The 26,114-nt window shown below is 65.5% G+C and carries 21 protein-coding genes; 16 read left to right on the top strand and 5 right to left on the bottom strand.

Features of this window, described 5'->3' with window-relative positions; all coding sequences use genetic code 11:
* Positions 1 to 5 precede the first annotated feature (5 nt).
* From manD to WBP07_RS24025, 7 genes are all read left to right on the top strand, one after another.
* Positions 6 to 1,217, top strand: coding sequence for a D-mannonate dehydratase ManD (manD, locus tag WBP07_RS24055; protein WP_395397606.1), 1,212 nt, complete (start codon positions 6 to 8; stop codon positions 1,215 to 1,217).
* Positions 1,211 to 2,533: an MFS transporter gene (locus tag WBP07_RS24050; RefSeq protein ID WP_395398234.1), complete on the top strand. Its 1,323-nt coding sequence runs from the start codon at positions 1,211 to 1,213 to the stop codon at positions 2,531 to 2,533. Before manD ends, WBP07_RS24050 begins: the two co-directional genes overlap by 7 nt.
* On the top strand, positions 2,530 to 3,942 hold the full coding sequence (gene uxaC / locus WBP07_RS24045) for a glucuronate isomerase (RefSeq protein ID WP_395397605.1): 1,413 nt from the start codon (positions 2,530 to 2,532) through the stop codon (positions 3,940 to 3,942). Before WBP07_RS24050 ends, uxaC begins: the two co-directional genes overlap by 4 nt.
* The gene (locus WBP07_RS24040; protein WP_395397604.1) at positions 3,939 to 5,399 is read left to right on the top strand and encodes a mannitol dehydrogenase family protein; all 1,461 of its coding nucleotides are present in this window, start codon (positions 3,939 to 3,941) and stop codon (positions 5,397 to 5,399) included. The genes uxaC and WBP07_RS24040 overlap by 4 nt, the downstream gene beginning before the upstream one ends.
* The gene (locus WBP07_RS24035) at positions 5,396 to 7,081 is read left to right on the top strand and encodes a DUF5597 domain-containing protein (RefSeq protein ID WP_395397603.1); all 1,686 of its coding nucleotides are present in this window, start codon (positions 5,396 to 5,398) and stop codon (positions 7,079 to 7,081) included. The genes WBP07_RS24040 and WBP07_RS24035 overlap by 4 nt, the downstream gene beginning before the upstream one ends.
* A 131-nt stretch (positions 7,082 to 7,212) precedes the next feature.
* Positions 7,213 to 10,125: a TonB-dependent receptor gene (locus WBP07_RS24030; protein WP_395397602.1), complete on the top strand. Its 2,913-nt coding sequence runs from the start codon at positions 7,213 to 7,215 to the stop codon at positions 10,123 to 10,125.
* Between the two features lie 105 nt (positions 10,126 to 10,230).
* Entirely contained in the window at positions 10,231 to 11,451 is a 1,221-nt protein-coding gene (locus WBP07_RS24025) for an SGNH/GDSL hydrolase family protein (protein ID WP_395397601.1), read from the top strand.
* Positions 11,452 to 11,486: 35 nt separating this feature from the next.
* On the opposite strand, the gene WBP07_RS24020 is transcribed toward WBP07_RS24025, so the two are convergent.
* The 4 genes from WBP07_RS24020 to WBP07_RS24005 all read right to left on the bottom strand — a co-directional run bounded on the left by WBP07_RS24020 (position 11,487) and on the right by WBP07_RS24005 (position 16,652).
* The gene (locus WBP07_RS24020) at positions 11,487 to 13,262 is read right to left on the bottom strand and encodes an SLC13 family permease (RefSeq protein WP_395397600.1); all 1,776 of its coding nucleotides are present in this window, start codon (positions 13,260 to 13,262) and stop codon (positions 11,487 to 11,489) included.
* A 102-nt stretch (positions 13,263 to 13,364) separates the two neighbouring features.
* Positions 13,365 to 14,036: a glutathione S-transferase gene (locus tag WBP07_RS24015; protein ID WP_395397599.1), complete on the bottom strand. Its 672-nt coding sequence runs from the start codon at positions 14,034 to 14,036 to the stop codon at positions 13,365 to 13,367.
* Positions 14,029 to 15,036 carry an alpha/beta hydrolase gene (locus tag WBP07_RS24010; RefSeq protein ID WP_395397598.1) on the bottom strand — a complete coding sequence of 336 codons (1,008 nt, stop codon included), beginning with the start codon at positions 15,034 to 15,036 and terminating at the stop codon, positions 14,029 to 14,031. The genes WBP07_RS24015 and WBP07_RS24010 overlap by 8 nt, the downstream gene beginning before the upstream one ends.
* Before the next feature lie 53 nt (positions 15,037 to 15,089).
* Positions 15,090 to 16,652, bottom strand: coding sequence for a glycosyltransferase family 39 protein (locus WBP07_RS24005; RefSeq protein WP_395397597.1), 1,563 nt, complete (start codon positions 16,650 to 16,652; stop codon positions 15,090 to 15,092).
* 143 nt (positions 16,653 to 16,795) lie between these two features.
* Between WBP07_RS24005 and WBP07_RS24000 the strand changes: the two genes are divergently transcribed.
* Genes WBP07_RS24000 through speD form a run of 9 tightly spaced genes read left to right on the top strand, consistent with a single transcriptional unit; the run spans position 16,796 to position 23,922 of the window.
* Positions 16,796 to 16,936, top strand: a complete 141-nt coding sequence (locus tag WBP07_RS24000; RefSeq protein WP_395397596.1) for a hypothetical protein — start codon at positions 16,796 to 16,798, stop codon at positions 16,934 to 16,936.
* A 40-nt stretch (positions 16,937 to 16,976) separates the two neighbouring features.
* Positions 16,977 to 17,963 (top strand): SPFH domain-containing protein, encoded by a 987-nt coding sequence (locus tag WBP07_RS23995; RefSeq protein WP_395397595.1) that lies wholly within the window; start codon positions 16,977 to 16,979, stop codon positions 17,961 to 17,963.
* 28 nt (positions 17,964 to 17,991) lie between these two features.
* Positions 17,992 to 18,654 carry a DUF4178 domain-containing protein gene (locus WBP07_RS23990; protein WP_395397594.1) on the top strand — a complete coding sequence of 221 codons (663 nt, stop codon included), beginning with the start codon at positions 17,992 to 17,994 and terminating at the stop codon, positions 18,652 to 18,654.
* The gene (locus WBP07_RS23985) at positions 18,651 to 19,976 is read left to right on the top strand and encodes a DUF4178 domain-containing protein (protein WP_395397593.1); all 1,326 of its coding nucleotides are present in this window, start codon (positions 18,651 to 18,653) and stop codon (positions 19,974 to 19,976) included. The genes WBP07_RS23990 and WBP07_RS23985 overlap by 4 nt, the downstream gene beginning before the upstream one ends.
* On the top strand, positions 19,973 to 20,134 hold the full coding sequence (locus tag WBP07_RS23980; protein WP_395397592.1) for a hypothetical protein: 162 nt from the start codon (positions 19,973 to 19,975) through the stop codon (positions 20,132 to 20,134). Before WBP07_RS23985 ends, WBP07_RS23980 begins: the two co-directional genes overlap by 4 nt.
* 29 nt (positions 20,135 to 20,163) lie before the next feature.
* Entirely contained in the window at positions 20,164 to 20,373 is a 210-nt protein-coding gene (locus WBP07_RS23975) for a DUF350 domain-containing protein (RefSeq protein ID WP_395397591.1), read from the top strand.
* Positions 20,366 to 21,913 carry a polyamine aminopropyltransferase gene (locus WBP07_RS23970; RefSeq protein ID WP_395397590.1) on the top strand — a complete coding sequence of 516 codons (1,548 nt, stop codon included), beginning with the start codon at positions 20,366 to 20,368 and terminating at the stop codon, positions 21,911 to 21,913. The genes WBP07_RS23975 and WBP07_RS23970 overlap by 8 nt, the downstream gene beginning before the upstream one ends.
* Complete coding sequence (locus WBP07_RS23965; RefSeq protein WP_395397589.1) at positions 21,903 to 23,528, top strand: FAD-dependent oxidoreductase; 1,626 nt, start codon at positions 21,903 to 21,905, stop codon at positions 23,526 to 23,528. The genes WBP07_RS23970 and WBP07_RS23965 overlap by 11 nt, the downstream gene beginning before the upstream one ends.
* A gap of 1 nt (position 23,529) precedes the next feature.
* Entirely contained in the window at positions 23,530 to 23,922 is a 393-nt protein-coding gene (speD, locus tag WBP07_RS23960) for an adenosylmethionine decarboxylase (protein ID WP_395397588.1), read from the top strand.
* A 41-nt stretch (positions 23,923 to 23,963) separates the two neighbouring features.
* Here speD and WBP07_RS23955 read toward each other — a convergent pair whose 3' ends face one another.
* A complete protein-coding gene (locus WBP07_RS23955) occupies positions 23,964 to 26,066 on the bottom strand; it encodes a phosphocholine-specific phospholipase C (protein WP_395397587.1) in 2,103 nt (700 codons plus the stop codon).
* Positions 26,067 to 26,114 lie beyond the last annotated feature (48 nt).

Here is a 26,114-nt window from a genome sequence, read left to right as displayed (position 1 = left end):
CCCCAATGCCCAAGATTGTCGACGCCAAGGTCATCATCACCTGCCCGGGGCGCAACTTCGTCACGCTCAAGATCACTTGTGACGACGGCACCACCGGCGTCGGTGACGCCACGCTCAACGGCCGCGAGCTTTCGGTCGCCAGCTACCTGACCGACCACGTGATCCCCTGCCTGATCGGCCGCGACGCGCACCGCATCGAGGACGTGTGGCAGTATCTCTACAAGGGCGCCTACTGGCGTCGCGGCCCGGTGACGATGACGGCCATCGCCGCCGTCGACATGGCGCTGTGGGACATCAAGGGCAAGATCGCGGGCCTGCCGGTCTATCAGTTGCTCGGCGGTGCCAGCCGCGAGGGCGTGATGGTCTATGGCCACGCCAACGGCACCAGCATCGAAGACACGATCGAGGTGGCGCTGGAGTACCAGAAGCAGGGCTACAAGGCGATCCGCCTCCAGTGCGGCGTGCCGGGCATGGCCTCGACCTACGGCGTCTCGAAGGACAAGTACTTCTACGAGCCCGCCGACGCCGACCTGCCGACCGAGAACGTCTGGAACACCGCGAAGTATCTGCGCGTGGTGCCCGAACTGTTCAAGGCCGCGCGCGAGGCGCTGGGCTGGGACGTGCACCTGCTGCATGACATCCACCACCGCCTGACCCCGATCGAGGCAGGCCGTCTCGGCAAGGATCTGGAACCCTACCGCCCGTTCTGGCTGGAAGACGCGACCCCGGCCGAAAACCAGGAAGCGTTCCGCCTGATCCGCCAGCACACCACCGCGCCGCTGGCCGTAGGCGAGATCTTCAATTCGATTTGGGACTGCAAGGACCTGATCCAGAACCAGCTGATCGACTACATCCGCGCCACCGTGGTCCATGCGGGCGGCATCACGCATCTTCGCCGGATCGCGGCGCTGGCCGATCTCTATCAGATCCGCACCGGCTGCCACGGCGCCACCGACCTCTCGCCGGTCTGCATGGCCGCCGCGCTGCATTTCGACTTGTCGGTGCCGAACTTCGGCGTGCAGGAATACATGCGCCACACGCCGGAGACCGATGCAGTCTTCCCCCATGCCTACACCTTCGAGAACGGCATGATGCACCCGGGCGAGGCGCCGGGCCTGGGCGTGGACATCGATGAGGAACTGGCGGCAGGCTACGAATATACCCGCGCCTTCCTTCCGGTGAACCGCCTCGAAGACGGCACGATGTACAACTGGTGACCACGGTGAACGGCGTGACGCCTATCCCGGACACGGCGACCGGCCCGCAGAAACCTGCGGGCCGGGTCCGCTGGATCGTCTGTGCGCTGCTCTTCGCGGCGGTGGTGCTGAGCTATGTCGACAGGCTGGTCCTGCCCACGCTCAAGCCCGAGCTTCAGGCGCGTTACGGCTGGAGCGAGAGCGGCTATGCCGACCTCGCGATCTGGTTCCAGGCGGGCTATGGCATTGCCTACGTGGTCTTCGGTCGCCTGATCGACCGGATCGGCGCGCGGGCGGGTTATGCCCTTGCCGTGGCGCTCTGGACGGTCGGCCACATGGCGCATGCGCTGTTCACTTCCACCAGCGGCATGCTGATCGCCCGCATTCCGCTGGCCATCGGCGAGGCGGGCACTTTCCCCGCCGCCATCGCCGCCACCAACGAGTGGTTCCCCAAGCGCGAGCGCGCTTTCGCCATCGGCATCTTCAATGCCGGTTCCAACGTCGGCGCGATCCTGACGCCGCTGGTGGTGCCGGTGATCGCGCTGACGCTGGGCTGGCGTTGGGCCTTCATCCTCACCGGTCTGCTGACGGTGGTGTGGCTGGTGGCATGGCTCGCCTTCTACCGCCGCCCGCGCGACAAGAAGGCCCTTTCGGCCGAGGAACTGGCGTGGATCGAGGCTGATCCGGTTGAGCCCGTCCGCCCGGTAAAGTGGCGCGCGCTGTTCGGCTTTCGCCAGACCTGGGCCTACATGCTGGGCCGTTTCCTGATCGATCCGGTCTGGTGGACGTTCCTGTTCTGGCTGCCGGACTTCTTCAACAAGCAGTTCGGCGTGAAGATGCAGGACTTCGGGCCGCCGCTGATCGCGGTCTATATCCTGGCCGACATCGGCTCCGTGCTCGGCGGCTGGGCCTCGTCCCGCTTCATCGGCCGGGGCTGGAGCGTCAACCGGTCGCGCAAGACGGCGATGTTCCTGGCTGCGCTCTGCGCCGTGCCGATCGCCATGGCGCCCCACGCACCCAGCCTGTGGGTGGCGGTGGCGCTGGTCGGCCTTGCCTGCGCCGGACACCAGGGCTTTTCCGCCAATCTCTACGCGCTTCCCGGCGATACGATGCCCCGCTGGATGACCGGCTCGGTCGTCGGCCTGGGCGGCCTATCCGGTGCACTCGGCGGTATGCTGATGGCCAAGTTCGCCGGGGCCATCCTCGAAACCGTGGGCAGCTACCAGCCGATCTTCGTGGTCGCCTCCTGCGCCTATCTCGTGGCGCTGGCCGTCATCCACCTGATCCTTCCCCGCTACCAGATCGCCGATCCCGACGGTGAGAAAGCTACAGCATGACTCGTCCTCTCGTACTCCATCCCGACCGCCTGTTCCCGGCCGATCCCGGCACCCGCGCCATTGCCCGCGCGCTTTACGAGGGCGTGAAGGACTTGCCGATCGTCAGCCCGCACGGCCACACCGATCCGGCGTGGTTCGCCTATGACGAGGCTTTCACCGATCCCGCCTCGCTGCTGATCGTGCCGGACCACTACGTGTTCCGCATGCTCTATTCGCAGGGCGTGGCGCTGGAATCGCTGGGCGTGCCGAGCGTGGACGGCAGCCCGGTGGAGCAGGACCCGCGCAAGATCTGGGCGATTTTCGCGAAGCACTACCACCTGTTCCGGGGCACCCCTTCGCGCATGTGGCTGGACTGGGTCTTTGCCGAAGTCTTCGGCCTCGACGTGCTGCTGGATGAGACGACGGCGGAGCACTATTACGAGGTGATCGACGCCGCGCTCAAGACCGAGGCGTTCCGCCCGCGCGCGTTGTTCGAGCGGTTCAATATCGAGCTGATCGCCACCACCGAAGGCCCGCTGGACCCGCTCGCCCACCACCGCGCGATCCGGACAAGCGGCTGGAACGGCCGCGTCGTCACCGCCTATCGCCCCGATCCGGTCGTCGATCCCGAAACGCCGGGCTTCGCCGAAAAGGTCGCGAAGTTCGGCGAGATGGCGGGCGAGGACGTCTCCAGTTACGCGGGCTATCTAGCCGCGCACCGCTTCCACCGCGCGCGCTTCCGCGAGGCGGGGGCTACTTCGACCGACCACGGCCACCCCAGCTCGCTGACCGCCGACCTTTCGCCGGAAGAGTGCGAGGCGCTCTACCAGCGCGTGCTTTCCAGTGCGAACAAGGAAGACGCCGAACTGTTCCGCGCCCAGCTCCTGACCGAAATGGCCGGGATGAGCGTGGAAGACGGCATGGTCATGCAGCTCCACCCGGCCGTCCACCGCAGCCACAACAAGGCCGTGCTGGACCGCTTCGGCCGCGACAAGGGCGGTGACATTCCGCTGCCGGGCGAATTCGTGCAGGCGCTGAAGCCGCTGCTCGACCGTTATGGCAACGACCCGCGCCTGACGCTGATCCTCTTCACGCTGGACGAGGACGTCTATTCGCGCGAGCTGGCCCCGCTCGCCGGGCACTACCCCTCGCTGCGCCTCGGCCCGCCGTGGTGGTTCCACGATTCCCCGGAAGGCATGCGTCGCTTCCGCGAGCGCGCGACCGAAACCGGCGGCTTCTACAACACCGTGGGCTTCAACGACGACACCCGCGCGTTTCTCTCGATCCCGGCACGTCACGACGTGGCGCGGCGGATGGATTGCGCCTGGCTCGCCCAGCTCGTGGCCGAACACCGCCTGCCGGAAGACGAGGCGCACGAAGTGGCGCGCGCGCTGGCCTATGATCTCGTCAAAGCGGCGTACAAGCTGTGAGGCTTTCGAACGCAACTCTCGGTACGCTTCCCGCCTCGGTCGCCCGCCCCGCCTATGACCGCGCGGCGGTCTCGCCGGGCGTCGTCCACCTCGGCATCGGCGCCTTCCACCGCGCGCATCAGGCCGCCGTGTTCGAGGCGGCGCTCGCTTCGGGCGATCTGCGCTGGGGCGTGATCGGCGTCTCGCTGCGTTCCGCCTCGGTGCGGGACCAGATGGACCCGCAGGACGGGCTCTATACCTTGCTCGTGCGTGAAGGCGACGAGCAGACCCCGCAAATCATGGGCGCGGTGCAGCGCGTGCTGGTTGCGCCGGAGGACCCGGAGGCGGTGGTCGCCGCGCTGGCATCGCCGGATACGCACCTCGTCACGCTGACGGTGACCGAGAAGGGCTATTGCCTCGACCGCAAGACCGGCAAGCTCATGGCCCAAGACGCGGACGTTGCCGCCGATCTCGCCGGGCTGGAACGTCCGCGAACGGCGGCGGGCTTCCTTGTCGCGGCGCTCGGCCGTCGGCGCGCGCAGGGGCAGGCCCCGCTCTCGATCCTCTCCTGCGACAACCTCCCTCACAACGGCGCGCTGCTGAAGGGCGCGGTGTTTGCTATGGCCGAGGCGCACGATCCCGCGCTGGCCGCATGGATCGCCGAGACCTGCACCTTCCCCGCCACCATGGTCGACCGCATCGTGCCCGCGACGACGGAGGAGGACATTGCCGGTCTCGCCGCCCTGATCGGTGTCGAAGATCGGGCCATGGTCAAGGCCGAACCCTTCCTGCAATGGGTGATCGAAGACGCCTTTGCAGGCGAGCGCCCGGACTTCGCGGCCTTCGGCGTGCAGCTTACGGACGCTGTCGCCCCGTGGGAGGAAGCCAAGCTGCGCCTGCTGAACGGCGCACACTCAGCCATCGCCTATCTCGGCGGTCTGGCGGGCGACCAGTTCGTGCACGAATTCGTCGGCACCGCGCAGGGCCTGCTGTTCGTCGAGCGGCTATGGGATGAAGTCGTGCCCACGCTCGACCCGCCCGCGGGGCTCGACGTGGTGGCCTATCGCAAGGAACTGATGGCGCGCTTTGCCAACAGCGCGCTCCAGCACCGCACCCGGCAGATCGCCATGGACGGTTCGCAGAAGCTGCCGCAGCGCCTGCTGGCACCGCTGAGCGCCGTGCGCGAGCAGGGCGGTTCATTTGCCGCCATCACGCTCGGCGTTGCGGCATGGGTACGCTGGCAGGCGGGCAAGACCGACGCGGGCGAGGCGTTCGCCATCGACGATCCCGCCGCCGCGGCTCTGGCCGCCGCGCTGGCATCGGCAGGAAATCCCCGCGAACGCGTCGCGGCAGCGCTCGGCGTGCTCGGCTTCGTGCCGGACGAGGACGTGCTGTCCGCCATCGCCACGCACCTGGCCCATCTCGAAACATCCGGCGCGCGCGCCGCTGTCGCTGAATTCTCTGGAGAGACCGCATGACTTTCCGCGCTGCCCTGCTGGCCGTATCCGCGCTCACTGCCAGCTTGGGCCTGGGCCTTTCCGCGCCCGTGCTGGCCGATGCGCCGCGCCTCGAAACGAAGGGCGATACCAAGCAGCTTGTTGTCAACGGCAAGCCCATGCTGATGATCGCGGGCGAACTCAGCAATTCTGCCTCTTCCAGTGCAACCTACATGGAGCCGCACTGGAAGCGACTGAGGGAAATGAACCTCAATACCGTGTTGACGCCGGTATCGTGGGAACTGATCGAACCGACCGAAGGCACGTTCGACTGGTCTTCGGTCGATTCCCAGATCAAGGCGGCGCGGGCGAACGATCTGAAGCTGGTGATCCTGTGGTTCGGCGCGTGGAAGAACTCCATGTCCACCTATGTCCCAGTCTGGGTAAAGCGCGACCAGCAGCGCTTCCCGCGTGCGGCATTGCCCAATGGGCAGAGCGTGGAAATCCTTTCGACCTTCGGCGGCGAGACGCTGAAGGCCGACGAGCGCGCCTACGCCGCGCTGATGGCGCATCTGAAAGCGGTGGATTCCAAGGACAACACCGTCGTCATGGTGCAGGTGGAGAACGAGATCGGCATGCTGCCGGTTGCGCGCGACTACAGCGCCGCCGCCAATGCCGCCTATCGCGAGCCGGTTCCCGCCGAACTGGTGAGTTACCTCGTGTCCCACAAGGACGCGCTCGTCCCGGGCATGCGCCAGATGTGGCTGGATCGCGGCGCGCGCACCAGTGGCACCTGGGAAGAGCTGTTCGGCGGCGGCGATGCTTCGGCCGAAGTGTTCACGGCCTGGCACTACGCCCGTTTCGCGGACCAGCTCGCGGCGGCAGGGAAGGCGGCCTATCCGATCCCGATGTACGTCAACGTCGCGCTCAATCGTCCGGGCCGTATCCCCGGCGAGTATCCGAGCGGCGGTCCGCTGCCGCACCTGCTTGACGTGTGGAAGGCTGGCGGGCCCCATCTCGATCTGCTGGCGCCGGACATCTATTTCCCGAACTTCGTGGATATCGTGAACCGCTACAAGCGGCCGGACAACGTGCTGTTCATTCCGGAAGCGCACAACTCCAACAATCCGACCGCGCCGGCGAATGCCTTCTATGCGATCGGGCAGCTCGACGCGATCGGGTTCGGGCCGTTCTCGATCGACTCGGTCGATCAGGACCCGGGCGCGCTCAAGGACGCCTATGGCGTGCTGCGGCAGTTGAAGCCCTACATCCTCGATGCGCAGGGCACCGATCGCATGGCGGGTTTCAAGCCGCGCCAGCTTTATGACGAAACGCTGGTCTATGAACCGGAAACGCGTGACGTCGGCCCTTATCGCTTCACTATTGCCTATGCCGATATCCAGAAACCGGTGGCGAACCCCGGTGCCGATGCTTCGCAGCCGGGCACGACCGCCGCGATTGCGGCGGCCGGCGGCATGATCATCCAGATCGGGCCGGAGGAATACCTGATCGCCGGGCAGGGCATTACCGTGACCTTCAAGCCGCGGTCTGAAGGTGCCGCGCTGGCCGGGATCGATTCGGCTTTCGAGGGTGAATTCGATTCGAGCGGAAAGTGGGTGCCGGGCCGTTTGCTCAACGGCGATCAGACGCACCAGGGCCGCCACATCCGGCTGGAAAGCGGCAAGTGGCAGATCCAGCGGGTCAAGTTGTACGGCTACAATTAGATACCGCTAACATTTCGGTTGACGGCCTCGCCAGCGAGGCATATCAAAATCATCAAATGATAGCGCTATTAGTTTAAGGCGCGCCACGATCTGCGAGGATGCAGACGTGATTACATGGGAGGGGTTATCCAATGCGTACTACCCGTATGTCCGTTCGTGCCGTTCTTCTGAGCGCGGCCGCGTTCCAGGGCCTGATGGCGCCCGCTGCATTCGCTCGAGATGCGGCAGCCGGTGCCAGCGCACCGCAAGACGCGTCTTCGGAGCCGACCACGGAAGACATCATCGTTACCGGCATTCGCGCATCGCTTCAGAGCGCCACGAATGCCAAGCGCGATGCAGTCGCTTTCGGCGATTCCATCTTTGCTGAAGACATCGGCAAGCTGCCCGCCACCAACCTTGCCGAAACGCTGAATCGCATGCCGGGCGTGCGCCTTAACCGCGATATCAACGGTGAAGGTACGCAAGTCGCCATTCGCGGTCTCGGCCCCAGCTTTACGCGCGTTCTGCTCAACGGTTCGCAGCTTCAGGTGGCTTCGGACGGCGGCACCAACGGTGGCAGCGCCAACCGCGAAGTCGATCTGGACTTCTTCCCTTCCGAACTCTTCACCCGTCTCGATCTGGCCAAGAGCCCGACGCCTTCGACCCTGGAAGGCGGCATCGCCGGCACGGTCAACCTCCACAACGCACGTCCGTTCGACAAGCCGGGCACCCACGTGACCGTCGTGGCGCAGGGCCAGTACAACGACAGCAATGGCAACGTCGGTCCGCGCGGGGCGCTTGTCGCCAGCCACACGACCGATACCTTCGGAATTCTGGTCGGCGTTGCCGGCGTGAAGAACAAGACCCGTGTCGACGGCTTTGAAACCGTTGGCTGGGGCGACGGCAACCTGCCTTGCGGCACCGGCTGCACCGATGCCGGTAACAACAACTGGAACTGGGCATCGGTCGTGCCGGCCAATGCCGGTCACGGGCTGGTCGCTGGCCAGCCGGTGGATGTGGTGGCGACTTCGGGACTGACGCGCGATCAGCTCAGCACCGCGCTGCTGCCGCGTCTCGGCCGCAACAGCCTGACCACAGGCACGCGTTCGCGCATCTCCGCTGTCGCGTCGCTCGAATGGCGCCCCAGTGACGAACTGCACTTCGCTCTCGACGGCATGTGGGCCAAGTCCAAGCGTGACTACGACAAGGTCAACATGAACTGGCAGGTCCGCAACTCGGGCCCGGGCACCGGCGCGCAGGCGACGGGCGGCATGATCCCGATCGATCTTACCGTGGACGACAACGGCGTTGTCACCAGCGGTACTTTCGCGAACTCGTCGTTCTTCCTGGAAGCAAGCCAGTTCAAGCAGACCACCAAGTTCTGGAACATCAATCCCAGCGTGACCTGGGCTCCGTCCTCGACCGTCAAGGTAGAGGCCAGCGCCAACTGGTCGAAGAGCTCGTTCTTCCGCGAACAGCCTACCTGGGCGTTCCAGACGGCGCCGAATTCCGGCGTGGACGTCTACTATGACAACACCGGCGCTTCCAACCAGCCGCTCATCACGTCCAACGTGGACCTGAACGATCCGAACCTGGGCTGGCAGTGGTATCGCCAGAACGTGGCGCTGGTTCGCCGCAGCACGGACACGAAGGGCGCCCACCTCGACACCACGATTGGTGACAGCAACTTCAATGTGAAGTTCGGTGCCGCTTACGATCGTGCAGAGCGTTCGATCCGCGCCTATGACAACAGCCCGGCATACCAGCTTTCGGTCTGCGGCACCGGTTGCACCGGCGCCACCGGTTCGGTTCCGACTTCCGCCATCGCGCAGTATCTGAAGCAGTTCCCCGTCAACAACTTCGGCCATCTTGCCAGCGGCAGCGTTGGTTATAACGCCTTCGTCGTTCCGGACTTCGCTGCGCTGAGGGAGGCGACCGACTACGCCAGCTACCGCGACAACGCGCCGGAAACGCGCGGTGCCGTTACCGGCGGTGCCACGGGTGACATGGACGAGACCGTCTGGGGCGCATACTTCGAACTGAACGGCGTTACCGAAATCTTCGGCCGCGAACTGCACATGAACGCCGGTATGCGTTACGCCCGCACCGAGCAGGTCGTCACTGGCCCGAGCCAGGTCGGCAACAGCATCATCGACATCACCTCGCGCTCGAACTACGAAAACTTCCTGCCGTCGATCAACCTGACTTACGACGTGATGGACAACGTCAAGCTGCGCGCTTCTGCGTCGCGCACCATGACGCGTCCGGACGCCAGCCAGATCCTGCCGGGCATCACCTTCTCCGATCCGTCGGCCCTGGTCGCCAGTGCAGGCAATCCGGACCTGACGCCCTACACTTCGGACAACTATGATATCGGCGGTGAATTCTACACCGGCGGCATCGGTTACATCGGCGTCTCGGCATTCCTGAAGAACATCCAGGGCTTCACCGAAACGCAGGTGACTTCGGCCAGCTTCGGTTCGCTGAACATTCCGTTCGATGGGCTGCTGTCCACCCAGCAGGACGCTCTGCGCAACCGTTCGGCCGCTACCGGCGTCGCGATCAACGATCTGCCGATCACGGTGAACCGTCCGATCAACCTGTCGGACCTGCGCATCAAGGGTATCGAAGTTACCTGGGTTCAGCCGCTCGACTTCTTCGTTCACGGCCTCGGCTTCTCGGCCAACGGCACTTATCTCAAGCAGTCTTCGTCGTCCGGCCTCGTCGCCACCGGCGTTTCGCCCTACTCGTACAACCTCCAGGGCTTCTACGAGGATCACGGCGTATCGCTCAGCTTGAACTACGTGTGGAACGACGCTTCGATCGCGGTGAACGGACCGCAGAACAACATCCCGGGCGCGGCGCTGCGGTCGGATGCGCGCGGCCAGCTCGACCTTTCGGCGGGCTATCAGCTGCCGTTCCTCAATAACGGTGTGCGTCTGACGCTCGATGTGCTGAACATCACGAATGAGCCGATCCGCACCACCTTCCAGTACTCGAACGCGGCTTATTCGGTCTACTATCCGGGCCGTCAGGTGCTGCTGGGCCTGCGCGCCAACTTCTGATCGCCGTTTCGTAATCCTTCTTCTCAGGGAACTCCTCCTCCCTGACTGCCTTGAGCCGGTACCTCACTTCCATGGGTGCCGGCTCTTTTCTTGAGAGGTCTTGAAATGCTGCCGAATTTACGCGCTGTTGCCGTGACTGCCGCACTGCTCGTAACTGGCCTTGCGACGCCATCGCTGGCCGCATCCTGCCCATGGATTGCAGCCTGGGGGTCATCGCAAATGGAACCGGGCGCCGACAATGCATTGCCTGCCGAGGCGGCACGCGACGTGACCTTGCGGCAGATCGTGCGTCCTTCGATTGGTGGGCGCGGTCTTCGCGTCCGCTTTTCCAACGCTTTCGGCACCACTCCGCTGGTGATCGATGCGGCCACGATCGGTCACGCCGTGCAGCCGGGCAAGGCGGCCGTGGCCCCAGGCTCCCTCCGCTCCCTGAGCTTCTCCGGCAAGCCCCAGGTGACTATCCCGCCCGGCGCGGACTGGTTGTCCGATCCCCTGGATCTTCCGATCGGTGCGTTCGAGGATCTTGCCGTCACCATTCATGTTCAGGCGGTGCCCCAGCGCCAGACTTCTCATCCGGGCTCCCGGGCGACGTCCTTCTGGCTTGGCGGTAACCACGTTGTGGATGCGGACCTTCCCACGGCCAAGCCGGTCGAACATTGGTACCTGCTTTCGGGCATCGAAGCGCGCGCATGCAATGGCGGTGCGGTGGTGGCCCTTGGAGACTCCATCACCGACGGACATGGCACCACCACGAACGGCAACGACCGCTGGACGGACGTGCTTGCACGCCGGCTGGGCGGCAAGCGGGCGGTCATCAATCAAGGCATCGGGGGCAACAGGATGTTGCTCGACGGGCTCGGCCCGAACGCGATGGCCCGCTTCGACCGTGACGTGCTGGCCGCGCCGGGCGTCACGCACCTGATCGTACTGGAAGGGATCAACGACATCGGCAGCCTCACGCGTCTCAATCCCGTGAGCGCGGCGGAGCACGCTGCCATGGTCGATCAGATCACTGGCGCTTACGCCCAGATCGTCGAACGCGCGCGGGCGCATGGTATCAAGGTCTATGGGGGGACCCTGCTGCCGTTCAAGGGATCGGGCTACTATCACCCCGATGCCGCGAACGAGGCGGACCGGGAGGCGATCAACGCCTGGATACGGCGGCCGGGCAACTTCGATGGCGTTGTCGATTTCGACAAGGTCATGCGCGATCCTGCCCGGCCTGACCGGCTGAACCCCGCCTATGATGTGGGCGACGGACTCCATCCGAACCCACAGGGGTACAAGGCGATGGGCGATGCGATACCGCTGGAAATGTTCCGTTAAATTTTCGGTCGAAGATGGCCCCCGCGAGCCTGTGCTCAGAGGGGCCATGTCCAGAGGATTAGCGGCGTCCCGACCAGGATAACCAGCAGCGAGAGTGGGGCCCCCAGTCGCGCATAATCGCCGAACTTGTAGCCGCCCGGTCCGAATACCAGCGTGTTGCATTGGTGACCGATCGGCGTCAGGAAATCGCAGCCGGCGCCCACGGCCGTCGCGATCAGGAAGGCTTCCGGCCGGTATCCAAGGTCGTGCGCAAACACGGCCGCGATGGGGGCCATCACCAGCACGGTGGCCGCGTTGTTCAGGAAAGGCGTGACGGCCATCGCCACCAGCAGGATCAGCGCGACCGCGCCCCACGTGGGCAGCGTCTTCGCCAATAGGGCAAGGTGCGTTGCGATCACGTCGGAGGCGCCGGTCGTCTGGAGCGAAGCGCTGACCGGGATCAGCGCGCCCAGCATGATCAGGATCGGCCATTCGATCGCCTCGTAAGCCTCGCCCACCGGAAGCGCTCCGGTAATGACCACCAGCCCGGCCGCGGCGAAGAAGGCGACGGCGACCGGCAGCAGGCCCATGGCGGTGCACAGCATTGCCGCCGCCAGAATGACCAGCGGCAGCCAGCTTCCGCGCGAACTGCCCAGGCGAATGGATCGCTCGGCCAGCGGCAGGGCCCCGAATTGCGTGATCCGTTGGGGCAGCAGTTCCAGCGGCCCCTGCAGGACGATAACGTCCCCGCCGCGCAGGACGATCTGGCCGGGCTTGCTGGTCAGATGTTCGCCGGCGCGCGATATGGCCAGCAGGTTCACGCCCAGCCTTTCGCGCATCAGCAGTCGCCCGGCCGTGCGCCCGATAAGAGGCGAGTCATTGGGAATGACCGCCTCGATCACGCCGATATCCGCGCCGTGAGTGCTTTCCGACGCGCCGGTTTCCTCGCCGGCATGCGCAAGCCGGTCCCTTACGATGACTCGCTCCAGCGCATCGGGTTCGCCGCTCAGGATCAGCACGTCGCCTTCGCGCAAGTGCATGGTGGGCTCCAGCGAGCCTTGCATGTCGCCGCGCAGCACTTGGGTGACGGTGACTTCGTCCTCCTCGTGCCGGGCAAGGAATTCCTCGATCGTCTCGCCGATCGGCGCTGCGTCTTCGACGATCGTTGCCTGCGTCACGTATCCGGCGACGTTCAGCGCTTCTCCCAGGCTCGGCGCCGCCCGGCGATCGCGTGGAAGCAGGCGGTAGCCAAAGCGCAGGAACACCAGGCCGACCGCCAGCAGGCCAAGGCCGGTGGGCAGATAGTCGAACATGGCGAAGGGCTGGCCGGTCATATCCTCCCGCACGCGGCTGACGATGATGTTCGGCGACGTGCCGACAAGCGTCATCAGCCCGCCCAGCAGCGAAGCGAACGACATCGGCATCAGGAATACCGATGGATTGGCCTCGTTCTTCTTCGCCATCTGCACGGCCGCCGGCATGAACATGGCCAGCGCGCCGACGTTCTTGACCAGGGCCGAGGCAAAGCCGACCGATGCCGTAAGCACGAGCAATTGAGAGCGCACGGTCTTGACGTGCCGGGACGCGAAGCTTGTGGCCGTCTCGATCACGCCCGAGCGTTGGACCGCCGCCGAAAGGACCAGCGCGGACCCGACGATGATGACGATGTCGTCCGAAAAGCCCTTGAACGCGTCATCCGGCTTGACGATCCCCAGCGCCAGCGCTGCCAGAAGCGCGATAACGGCGGTGACGTCGTAGCGAAACCGCCCCCACAGGAACAAGGCCATCATACCGGTCAGCGTTGCGATCGAAAGCCATTGCGGGAGTGTCATGTTCGCTCAACTCCCGACGATGGATTTTGGTGCATGCCCGGCGTTCGGATTTCCGCTTTTCCGTCGGGCGACGGGCCATCCGGTCCGCCCCGATGCCCGAACTCAGCCGTCGGTCGCGGCCAGGGAATTGTCGGACGGGGCAATCGTTCGTGGAGGGAAGAACACGGGCGCGTCGGAAGGAGACCAGACGGGAAGGCGCAGCATGATGGTCGCGAACAGGGGCGATGCCAGATAGTCGGCCAGCCAGCGGCGAACTTGCGGAAGCTCCTGCCGCTCAAACCATTCCGGATCGACGGCCGCGAATTGCCGGACGAAGGGGATGAGGGCGGCATCGGTCAGACCGCGCGAAGAACCGCAGAGATACGGCGCCTCGGTCAGCCTGTCTTCCAGTTCGCGCAGGAATTCCAGTCCGCCGGTCCGATGCGCCAGAGCATCCACGTCATAACGGTCCGGATATTTGTAGCGATCGAGATCGTGCTTGAACCGACCGTCATTGGCCGCAATCAGCGAGGCATCATGGCGATCCAGCCAGCTTTCCGGATCGTTCGACGCCAAGGCCCAGTGCATGATGTCCAGGCTTTGATCGATCACTGCGCCATCGGGCGTGACCAGCACCGGCACCGTGCCCTTGGGCGAGGCGTGCAGCATGGCCTCCGGCTTGGCGGAAAGCTTGATCTCACGCAGTTCGCAACGCGTGTTGCTGACAGACAGCGCCAGCCTTGCCCGCATCGCATAGGGGCATCGCCGAAAGCTGTAGAGGATGGGGTCATTCATAGCGTGGCTCATTGTTCGGCATGTCGTGGTCGGCAGCCCTGTAAACCATCCTGACCTGATCGATGAAGGCGCTCAGGCGGTTCCACAACATTGCCCGGGTGCCGGCAAAGTTGTGCATGTGCCCCATCTTCGGCGCGACGAACAAGGCAAGGTCCCGCACGGACATGAATGCCGCCATTTCCCGCAGCGGATCCTGGCATACGTCCCGCTCGCCCATCGCAATGAGGACGGGGACGGTAATCCCCGCAACGTGGCGGGCAAGGAAGCCGGGCAACAGCCCTTCGCTGGCGTTCGGCGTGGTGGCGCTGAGCCAATAGGCCGGAGTGTCCTGACCATGTCTGGCCGCCATGTCGGCGCCGGCGAATTGCTCCGGCACGTCGTCCCAATGAAAGGCGTAGCGCCAATCGAGGTCCCTTAGGCGCGCCAATTCTTCTGCCGGGTTGCTCTTGCCAAGCAGGCAGACTTCCCCCGTGCGCTCCCTTGCCGGCAGGCGTGTGCAGACCACGCTCGATCCCAGGATCGCCACGGCAGCGAACGTGTGATGGCGCGCCTGCATCAGAAGGGCGATGTGTCCGCCCATCGACTGGCCTTCCCCGATCACGGGGCCGAGGGACAGCGGGGCGACGTCCTTCATCAACTCCCCGTTTCTCAGGCGCTCCAGCAATATCTGCAAAAGCGCATGGTTCGCTTCGGCCGTTCGCTCCAGCGTGGCGATCTCAAGCTCGGGTATGTCGCTGTCGCCCACGCGCAGATGGTCGATCGCAATGACGATCACGCCGCGTGACGTATGATGCTCCGCTTCGCTGTAGCCCGGTGCGTCCAGATCGAAATAATGCCGATTGTAGCCGCCGCCGGGCAGGCAGACGAGAACCGGCGAAATCTGCCGGCGTCGGTCCTCCGGCGGCAGGTGCACGGTTGCGGCAAGCGTCCATGTCGACCCGTCGGAGAGTGGGGGCGTCTTGATCCGGAAGTGGACTTTCGTTCGTTCCTGTTCCGCCATCACACTCCCCCGCGCTCCGCGAACCCATTGCCGTCCGCGTTATGGAGGGGAGTTTAGCTGAAGTTCTTCAGCTCTGGCCAGAGCTGGATCAGTGGCGGCTTCACCCCTTCGCAAAGGGCGATCACCTTGCCGTTCTCGTAAGCCATCGCGTACTGCGACCAGGTCTTGCCGAGCAGGGTTACCGTTTCGCAGTAGGGCGTAAGGCCATCCAGATCGTCTTGGACGACGACCAGATTGCGCGGGTTCCGGCCGCGCAGGCCCCAGAGGAAATACTGGTTGTGGCCGGTGAGGGCAGGGGGCAGGTGCTTGCCATAGATATCGAGCGCCGCCGCTTCGCCGTAATTGTCGACCTTGATGCCCGTCTCCGCACGCAAAGCGGCGGGCACACGGTTCCACGCCGCCTCGACCTGAGCGGTGAAATCGTGCCAGCCCAATTGGTCCGCGAAAACCTGAGGGAGGACGGTGCCCTTGAAGCTGCGCTCCTGCTGTTGGGGGGCGATGCCGATCCGACCCATGTAGGCGGCGAGCGCCGCTGGCGAGAGAACCGGCAGCGCCAACGGCGTGATGAGGGCAGAGATGACGATCGCTGCCGCGATGCCAATGCCCGCGATGGCCTTGCCGGCCCCTCCCTTTGCAAGCGGAGCCAGCGCAACCGCGCCGATCACGAAGAGCGAGGGGTAGAGCGGGGCGAGGTAATAGTCCTTGCCGTGGCCCAGCCTGACAATGATTACCACGACCACTGCCGCGATGGCCACGAAGCGCAGGTCCTTGAGCCGGCCAACCACGAACGGCGCGACAAGCCCGGCGATGCACAAGGGGGCGAACAGCGGGTTCATCACGAAGGCCTGGTTGGCCAGGAACGGAAGCAGCGGCACGTCCACATTCTTCCCCTTGGCGGCTGCGCCCAGCTCAAGGAAAGGAAACCCGTGAAGCAGTTGCCACACGAAGGAGGGGGCTGCGATCACGGCAGCCAGCGCCACGCCCACCCAGAATGCCGGACGCAGCACTATCCGGCGCTCAGGCGTCAGCAGCAGGCCGATAGTCAGCCCGACCATCCAGAATGCCATGGCGTATTTGATTTCCAGCGCCAGTCCCGCGATCACGCCGGCAAGCACCAGCGCGCGGTCGTCCCGCTCCCGCAGGGCTTTGGTCATCAGGTAGGCGATGGCGGTCCATGCCAGCGGGTCGAAGGACGATGTGTTGAGCGTGGCGACAAGGCCCATCAGCATCGGCGCAATCGCGGAGGAGAGTGCGGCAAGCGCAACGGCAAGCCCGCTGCCTCCCAGCAGGCGCGCGAAGCGAACCGCCAGCCACACCAGCAACCCGGCAGCCACGGCCGCAGGCAGCCGCACACCCCAGGCGCCAAGCCCCAGCTTGTACAGCGCGGCGGCCATCAGCGGCACGGCAGGTGGCTGGTCGACATAGCCGAAGGCGGGATGCTGCCCGCAGACGATGAAGTAGAGTTCGTCCCGAAACAGGTCGTACCGTGCACCGAGCGCGGCATGGGCGAGGAAAACGATCAGCGCCGGCACCAGCGCCGCTGGATCGAAGAGAGTTCGGACCTGTTTCGCCTCTGCCACCATGAGATCGCGCATTCCCTCCTGAAACCGGTCCATGTTCTCCAATGCATGGATAATCGCAAGTTCCGAATGCTTTAGTACGGGGGCTTGGCAAGGGCGGATTGGTTCGCCCATGCGCCCCGTTTCAGGCTTTGATGAATGGGCTTGCTTGTTCCATTCTTCGGGCGCCGGGAGTATCTTTGGAAGTCCGCGAAATTGCCGGCGCGGATAAAGCGGCTGAAATATGGCGAATTCTTGCCGATTGGCGGCAGAACAGGCTTCTGCGCCAGCCGATGAAAGTGGTTGAGACGGATAATGGCGGCGCTTTTCAGCCGACGTGAAAGCCGTTAGGAAATGTCGCCATTGGTGCGGGGGTTTTCCATGTTCAGTTTTCTGCGCAAGCAATTCGTTGACGTGATCGAATGGCTGGAACAGCCCGGCGAACTGGCCTGGCGCGTTCCGTTCGAGGATCGTGAAATCCAGAACGGTGCGCAGTTGACGGTGCGCGAGGGGCAAGTGGCGGCCTTCGTAAACGAAGGCTGCGTGGCCGATTTCTTCGAGGCCGGGCTGCATACGCTGAACACCGCGAACCTGCCGGTGCTGACCAACCTGATGAACTGGGACAAGGGCTTCAAATCGCCCTTCAAGTCCGACGTGGTGTTCCTTTCGCGCAAGGAGCAGCACGGGTTGAAGTGGGGCACGGCGCAGCCGGTGACGGTGCGCGATGCCGAATTCGGTGCCCTGCGCATTCGTGCTTTCGGGTCCTATTCGTTCCGGGTGGCGGAACTGGAGCCGTTCGTTTCGCGCGTGGTGGGTACGCTTCAAGGTGTGTCGGCCGCCTCGCTGGAGCCGCAACTGCGCGCCGCGATCCAGACCGCGATCGCAACCGCGCTGGGCGGAAGCGGCATCGCTTTCCTTGACCTTGCGGCAAACCAGCAGGCGCTGTCGGATCGCATCAAGGTGGAAGTGGACAAGGCTTTCGCGCAGTGGGGGCTGGAATGCCTCAGCTTCTATGTCGAGAGCGTTTCCTTGCCGGAAGAAGTGCAGGCCCATCTCGACAAGGGATCGTCGATGCGCGTGCTGGGCGATCTTGGCCAGTACACCCGCTTTCAGGCGGCCGAGGCGATCGAGCAGGCGGCCGGTGCAGACGGCGGCGTGGCCGGGATCGGCGCGGGCGTGGCGGCGGCAACGGCACTGGGCGGCGCGATGTCCGCCGGGCTGGGTGCGGCGGCTTCGGCTGCCCCCGCTTCTCCAGAGGAAGACCCCATCGCCACGATCGAGAAGCTGCACAAGCTCGTCACCATCGGCGCGCTGAGCCAGCAGGAGTTCGACGCCAAGAAGGCCGAACTGCTTTCGCGCATCCGCTGACGCGAAGGTCTTCGGGGGGAACATCGGCGTGATCAATTGTCCGTCCTGCGGCGCGGCCCTGCCTGTGCGGGGCCTTTCCGCGCCTTATACGACCTGCAGCCACTGCCAGTCGCTGATCCTGCGGCAGGGACAGTCGGTGGACGAGATCGGCAAAGTTGCCGTGGTCCCCGATGACGTGTCGCCGGTGCAGATCGGCACGCGTTTCCATGTCGGCGGGATCGATTTCGTGGTCGCCGGCCGGGTGCGCTGGGGCTGGAGCGGCGGATCGTGGAACGAGTGGCTGCTGGCCTCCGCCGGCGGCGATGTCCGCTGGCTGGGCGAGGCGATGGGCATGTACATGCTGACCGCCGAGCGCGGGGAGGTCATGACATCCCCGCTGGCACGCAGCTTTGCGGGGGGGACCGAGCCGGTTCCCGGCCAGACCGTGCTGGTGGACGGGGTGGAATTCGCGGTCACCGATGTGAAGCAGGCGGAATGCCTGGGGGGCGAGGGCGACCTGCCGTTCCCGCCGCGCGCGGGTTGGGCGATGACCAATGTCGATTTCCGCGCACTCGGCGGGCAGGCGCTCTCCCTCCAGCGCGACGCGCAGGGGACGACCGCGTGGCTGGGTTCGTGGCATGAACTCGCCGACCTGTCGCCGCGCGCGCTTAGCGAGATAGAGGGCTGGACGGTGCCGGAGCAAATGCGGTGAACCAGTCCCGAGAAGCGCCTAAAAAGGCCATACGCGCGGTCTCCTGCCCCAATTGCGGCGGCACGCTGGAAGTGCGCGCGGCGGGTTGGTCGGTAAGCCTTGCCTGCCAGTATTGCGGCTCGATCCTCGACGTCTCGCGCCCGGAAGTGCAGATCATCGAGCGGCACAACCGTGCTGCTGCCGACTTTGCCCTGCCGCTGGGGAGCCGTGGGCGCCTGTTCGAGACGGAATGGGAAGTGATCGGCGCGCTGACCCGCAGCGATGCGGGGGACAGTTGGCGTGAATACCTGCTGTTCAACCCCTACGTCGGCTATCGCTGGCTCGTCGAGTATGAGGGTGACTGGCAGTTCGGCACGATGCTGCTCGATCGGCCTGAAGACAATGGCAGCTCCGTCGTCTGGCGGGGGCAGCGTTTTCGGCAAGAGGACGAAGCCGCCCTTGCCATCACCGATACCGTGATCGGCGAATTCTACTGGCGGGTCGCGAGCGGGGACCGCGCGCTTTGCACGTCCTACGAATGCCGCGATTCCTCGCTTTCGCGTGAGGAATCCGATGGGGAGGTGAACTGGACGCAGCTTGTTGCGCTTTCCGACGGTCATGTGGAGAGCGCCTTCGGCATTTTTGCGCCGGAGCCGCCGGAGGCGCCCAAACGCTCCAGCGGCCAGGCGCGTGGCTATGCGCTTTTCGCAGCCGAAGCGCGATCCGAAGCCAGCGACATTCCGGCCTTGCTGGGCGTCTCGATGCTCACGATCCTGGCGGGATTGCTCCTGATGGTGGGCTTTGCCGGCGGATCGGCGCATATGTCCAGCATCGTCGATGCGCCGTTCGGCCGCACTGCCGAAGGGTTGCGGGTGGGCACGATCACGGTGACCCGCCCGTGGCAGTTCGTCAACGTGATGGCCCGCGCCGATACGCTGGACAACCAGTGGGTCGACCTGGACTACAGCCTAGTCGACCGCGCCACCGGGCAGTCGATCGATGCCTCTGGCCTGGTCGAGCACTACAGCGGCAGCGACAGCGACGGCCCGTGGAGCGAGGGCAGCATCGCGACCACGACCCAGTTCGGGCATGTCCCGAAAGGCACCTACGATGTCTTTGTCGACACCGGGGCGCACCGTTGGCCGACCGACGTGCCGGCAGACGGCACTTCGTCGGCCTGGGGGACGCCTTCCGGCGGATGGGCGGATGACAAGCCCGATCCGGTGCCGGTCGAAGTGACGGTGAAGACCAACACGATGTCCGACGGCAACTTCTGGACGCTCTGCCTGCTGGTCATGCTGATGCCGGGCATTGCGATCTATCGCGGCTGGAGAAACCGATGACCCCGCGCCTCTACTTCCACGTGATCTGTTGCCTGCTGCTGGTGGGCGGCGTGGCGGTGACGAGCTTCTATGCCTGGTCGCCCTATTCCGACGAACAACGCGAGGCCGGCCGGGGCGGCAGCTTCGGCGTGCGGGGCAGCGGCCCCACCCACAAGTAATCGCCAATCACCGTAAGAGGAGCCTGCCAATGCTCACGCTTTCCGTCTTTCTTGCGACCTTGCTCTATGCCCTGCTGGGGATCGTCGTGTTCGTCGTCAGCTTCGTGCTGGTGGACAAGCTGACCCCCGGCGAACTCTGGCGCGAGATCATCGAGCGCAAGAACATGGCCGTCGCCTTGCTGGCAGGTGCGGTGGCCATCGGCATTTCGAATATCATCGCCGCGGCCGTCCATGGCTGAAGATGGCATTGCCGTGGGTGAGGGGGGCGAAAAGGGCCCGGCCTCGCTTGCGGTCATCCTGCTGGTTTCGGTCCTGGTCGTTGCGACCTGCGGGCTGATCTACGAGCTGCTGGCGGGGACGCTGGCGAGCTATCTGCTGGGCGACAGCGTTACCCAGTTCTCCACAGTGATCGGGTCCTACCTCTTCGCGATGGGCGTGGGCAGCTGGCTCTCCCGCCACGTGCGGGGGGATGAGATCGGCGTGTTCGTGCGGGTGGAGGTGATGATCGCCGCGCTGGGCGGCTGGTCGGCAGCGGGGCTGTTCCTACTGTTCCCGCTGGTGGGAGATTTCCGCGTGGCGCTCTATGCGCTGGTGCTGGCGATCGGGGTGCTGGTGGGGCTGGAAATCCCGCTGCTGATCCGCATCTTGCGCCATCGTTTCGCCTTCCGCGAGCTGGTTTCCAACGTGCTGACGTACGATTACGTCGGTGCGCTGATCGCTTCACTGCTGTTCCCGCTGGTGCTGGTGCCATGGTTGGGGATGATCCGCACCGGCTTCGTCTTCGGGCTGGCCAATGTTGCCGTGGCGCTGGCGCTGCTGGTGGCGCTGCGCCGCCAGCGCCGGATCGGCGCTGACATGGCGGCAGCGCTGGTGGTCACCGCCAGCCTGCTGGTCGGCCTTGCCATGGCGGACCGAATGCAGCGCTGGTCCGAAGTGGCCTTCTATGCGGAGCCGGTGATCCACGCGCGTTCCACCCCCTATCAGCGCATCGTCATCACCCGCCGTAACGAGGATCTGCGGCTCTACCTCAACGGCAACCTGCAATTCTCCACGCGGGACGAGTATCGCTATCACGAGGCGCTGGTCTGGCCGGTGCTGGGCCGCGTAGCCCACCCGTCGCAAGTGCTGATCCTGGGCGGCGGAGACGGCCTTGCCGCCCGCGAAGTGCTGCGCGATCGGCGCGTGCAGCATGTGACGCTGGTCGATCTCGACCCGGAAATGACGCACCTGTTCCGCGATACGCCGCAGCTTGCCGCGCTGAACAAGCACTCGCTCTCCTCCCCGCGCATCACCGTGCACAATGCCGACGCGTTCCGCTGGGTGCGGCAGGCGCAGGGGCCTTACGACGCGGTGATCGTGGACTTTCCCGATCCCACCGAGTTCTCGCTGGGCAAGCTCTATACCGAGAGTTTCTACCACGAAGTCGCCCGCCTGCTGGCGCCGGAAGGGGTGATGACGGTGCAGAGCACTTCGCCGCTTATCGCGCCGCGCTCCTACTGGACGGTGGCGAGCACGCTGGAGGCGGCGGGCCTGACCGCGCGCGGATACCATGCCTATGTGCCCAGCTTCGGCGAATGGGGCTTCACGCTGGCGGCGCACCGGCCGATTTCGGATGCGGTGGCGCTGCCCAAGGGCCTGCGCTTTCTGACCGCATCCAGTGAACGCGCGATGTTCGACTTTCCGCCCGACATGGCCCGCCGGCCGACGCCGGTAAATCGTCTCGACAACCAGGCCCTCGTCCGCAGCTTTGCCGAGGAATGGGGCAAGTATGAAGGCTGAGCCGACCCGGCGGCAAGTTCTGGCCAATGGAGCCCTGGCGGCCGGTACGGCCATGCTGGGCGGCTGCGGAGAGGAAGCGTTCGGCGCCGAACTGCCCGGTGCATTGAGCGGGGCCGACTGGCAGCGCGGCCATCTTCTGCGCGATCGTCGCTTTCCCGCGCCGCAAGGGGCGGTGGAAGAGGTCGATGTGGTGATCGCCGGAGGCGGCGCGGCTGGCCTTGCGGCTGGGTGGCGGCTGGCCGATGCCGGGTTCGATCGCTTCGCGCTGTTCGAACTGGAGGACCATATCGGCGGCAACGCGCGATCGGGTCGCAATCCGGTCAGCGCCTATCCGCTGGGCGCGCACTATCTGCCCGTGCCTAACCGCGAGGCGGGTGCACTGCGGCACATGCTGCGCCAGTTCGGCATGATGACGGGCGAGCAGGACGGCGTGCCGGTCTACGATCCCTACCAGCTCTGCGCCGATCTGGAGGAACGCCTGCTGTGGCGCGGTCGCTGGCAGGAGGGACTGTTCCCCACTGCCGGTGTGTCGGCTGCCGACCGTGAACAACGCTTGGCTTTCGACCGGCGGATGGACACCTATCGCAAGGCGGTGGGAACGGATGGCCGGCCGGCCTTCGCCATTCCCATGGCGGGATCGAGCAGCGATCCCTCGTTCCGTGCGCTCGATCGCCTGAACTTTGCGCAGTGGCTCGATGCCGAACGTTTCACCTCGCCGGTGCTGCGGGCCTATCTGCGCTATTGCTGCCGCGACGATTACGGCAGTGAGCCCGAACATGTCTCGGCATGGGCAGGGATCCACTATTTTGCCGGGCGGCGCGGCTGGGCCACCAACGGGGATGGCGACCGCGAACTGACCTGGCCGGAAGGCAATGGCCGTCTCGTCACGCTGATGGCCGAGCGCATTCGCCCGCATTTGCACCCGGCGCACAGCGTGTTTCGCGTCGAGCGCGATGGCGACGGCGCGCTGGTGGACCTGTTCGATCACACCGCCCGCTGCAGCCGACGCATCCGTGCCAAGGCCGTCATCATGGCGATGCCGCACTTCGTCGCCGCGCGCGTCGCGCCCGGCTTCGCGGCCGAAGGCGCGATGACGTATGCGCCGTGGGTAGTCGCCAACGTCACCGTCGGCCGGCATCCCGAAGGCAAGGGCGTTTCCCTCGCCTGGGACAATGTCTCCACCGCCAGCGAGGCGCTTGGCTACGTCGTCGCCACGCACCAGAGCGAGGCGAGCGATGGCGGTCCCACCGTGCTGACCTGGTATCTGCCCCTCTCGCGCGAGCAGCCGGCAGAGGCGCGCAAGATCCTGATGACGCGAAGCTTGGGCGAATGGCAGGCCATGGTGCGGGACGATCTGCTGGCCATGAACCCCGATCTGGACGGCGCGATCGAGCGGATCGACGTCTGGCGCTGGGGCCATGCCATGATTCGCCCGATGCCGGGCTTCCTCACCGATACCGCCCGGCTAGGCGCCATCGCCGCGCGGCCGCCGGTTCTGTTCGCCCATTCCGACATGAGCGGCCTCTCCCTGTTCGAGGAAGCGCACTATCGCGGCGTTTCCGCTGCCGAGGCGGCGCTGTCCCACCTTGGCCATCGCTTCGAAAGTCTTGCCTGACATGGCGCATACCCCCGGCAACAGCCTTCACCTCATCGCCGATATCGAAGGCTGCAGCGGCCTAGGCGATCTCGCGCTGATCGAAGCGACCCTGCGCGAAGCGGCTGCGGCCGCCCACGCCACGGTTCTGGATGTCCGCCTGCACCATTTCGGCCCCGGCATGGGGGTGACCGGCGTGGCCCTGCTGGCAGAATCGCACATTTCGATCCACACTTGGCCCGAACACGGGATCGCGGCAGTCGACTTGTTCGTCTGCGGGGAAGAGGCGGATGCCGAGGCGGGCCTCGACATCATCCGTGCCCGATTGGCAGGGCGCATCCGGCTGAAGCGCGCGATAGAGCGACTGAACTTGCCAGCGATGTCGTCGCACGGCATCGCTGGGCGCGAAGGCTGAGGGCGAGGTTCGGCTATCCGGATATGCGGTTGCGCGCAGGCTCACGATGGAGTCGTGCCGATGGCGGGATCGGTCGTCGGGATCCAATCGCCTTCGGCGCGGCCGGCCAGTCTGCGCAGGAAACCGGGGTGCGTGGGCAGGGAAATCACCAGATCGTACCAACCGGCGGTCGGCTTGAGGTTCCAGCGATGCGATCCGCCCGTGGCGGGCAAAGTGCAGGGCTGGTGATGTTGGGAATAGGCGGCCGGCGCGATTGCCAGCGCGCCGTTGCCTGCCATGGCCTCGATCCGGATTTCGCCTGCGCCGACGTGCCAGTCGATGGCTCCGATCTGGCGGGAGGCTTCGCGGGTGCCGGCAAAGGCCCGATGGAACCCCGCTGGGCCGCGCACCCATAGATCGTACTGGCCGTCCTTCCCCGTCAGCGGCCACTCTCCGGTGAGGGACTGTCCGGGCGTCACGGTATAGCGGCGGGGAATGGCAGCGGGATCGAGGCAGTCGTAGACATGGAACACCGCGCCCATCGTTCCCTGCGCCGAAAAGGTGAGGGCTATGGCGTTCTTCTCGACATCGACATGGTCGATCGCGTCCAGCGCATAGCCGAGCGGGCGTGAACGGCGCAGACCGGCCGCCTGAACCGGATGTGCCCCGTTGTCCGGGGCGGTGGGATCGGGCTGGCTGCGGATGGCCCGCGCCCGGTCGCGCGCTTCGGTGGTCTGGGGCAGCTTCGTGGCCGCGCGATTGGGGTGGGCGAAATCGAAGGCTCCGGTCAGGTCCCCGCAGATCGCGCGGCGCCAGGGTGAAATGTTCGGTTCTTGGACACCGAAGCGAGTCTCGACGAAGCGCAGGATCGAGGTGTGATCGCAGACTTCGGAATGTACCCAGCCGCCGCGCGACCATGGCGAGAGGATATAGGCAGGGACGCGCGGGCCAAGGCCGTAGGGACGGCCGCGATAGATCTGTTCGTCTCCCGATGCCCAGTCGCTTTCGATCCGGTGGTACTCGCCGTCGGTCGAAACGGTGCTGGCGCCCGCGAAGCCGCCCGGCACGTCGGGATCGGGCGATGGCGGGGCGGGAGGCGGGACGTGATCGAAGAAGCCGTCGTTCTCATCGAAGGTGATGAACAGCACCGTCTTGGCCCAGACGTCCGGATCCGCCGTCAGCGCATCGATGATCTGGCTGGTATAGGCGGCGCCCTGCGCCGGGCTTGACGGTCCGGGGTGTTCGGAACCCTCCGCCGTGCCGACGATCCAGGACACTTGCGGCAGTCGGCCGTGAACCACATCCTCCCGCAGTTGGTCGATCGTGCGCGTGGTCAGCGCCTTGTCGCGCAGCGCCGCGCGGGATCCGGGATCGCCGCGATAGGCCGCGCGGTACTGCGTGAAGTTGGCCAGCGGATTGTCGCCGAAGTTGTCCGCCATGTCCTGATAGTGGCCCCAACTGACGCCGGCATCCTCAAGCCGTTCGGGATAGGTCTTCCACCAGAAGCGCGGATGCGCACTTTCCGGCTTGCCAAGATCGTCGTCCACATTGTCGATCGCCGGCCCGCCGGCCAGCGCGTGGGGATCGTTGGTGCCGGTCCACAGATAGAGCCGGTTGCTGTTCGTGCCCGTCTGGATCGAGCAGTGATAGGCGTCGCAGAGCGTGAAGGTGTCCGCCATGGCCCATTGGAAGGGAATGTCTTCCTGCGCGTAATAGGCCATCGCGCGTTCGGTCTTCGCTTCGGGCCAGTGGGCCATGCGGCCGTGATCCCATGCCGCCTGCGCGTTGGGCCAGTGATGCGGGGTTCCCTTCATCCGCATCAGATCGAAATTTTCCCGCGTGGAAAGGTGGAATGGCCGGATCACGCGCGGTTTGGCGGCGGTGCCGTCGCGCTGGTCCCACACGGTCATGGCCGTACCGTCGGGCGCCGGGGGCACGGGGATGGGGAAGCGGTCTCCGAACCCGCAGACGCCCGGCATCGTGCCGAAGTAGTGATCGAAGCCCCGGTTCTCCTGCATCAGGATCACGATGTGCTCCACGTCCGCGATCGTTCCCGAACGCCGCGCCGCAGGAATCGCGGCGGCGCGGGCCAGCGAGGCGGGAAGCCCGGCCAGCGCGGCGGCGCCAAGGCCGCGATTGAGAAGGGAGCGGCGGTCGAGAGGCATCGGGATATTCCTTGAACGGATCTTCGGAAAAGACAACGGAAGGTCCGG

It is taken from the genome of Novosphingobium oxfordense (genome assembly GCF_044029435.1).
GTDB lineage: Bacteria > Pseudomonadota > Alphaproteobacteria > Sphingomonadales > Sphingomonadaceae > Novosphingobium.
The sequence above is the reverse complement of the archived record's forward strand: the minus strand, read 5'-3'. Positions and strand labels throughout refer to the sequence as shown.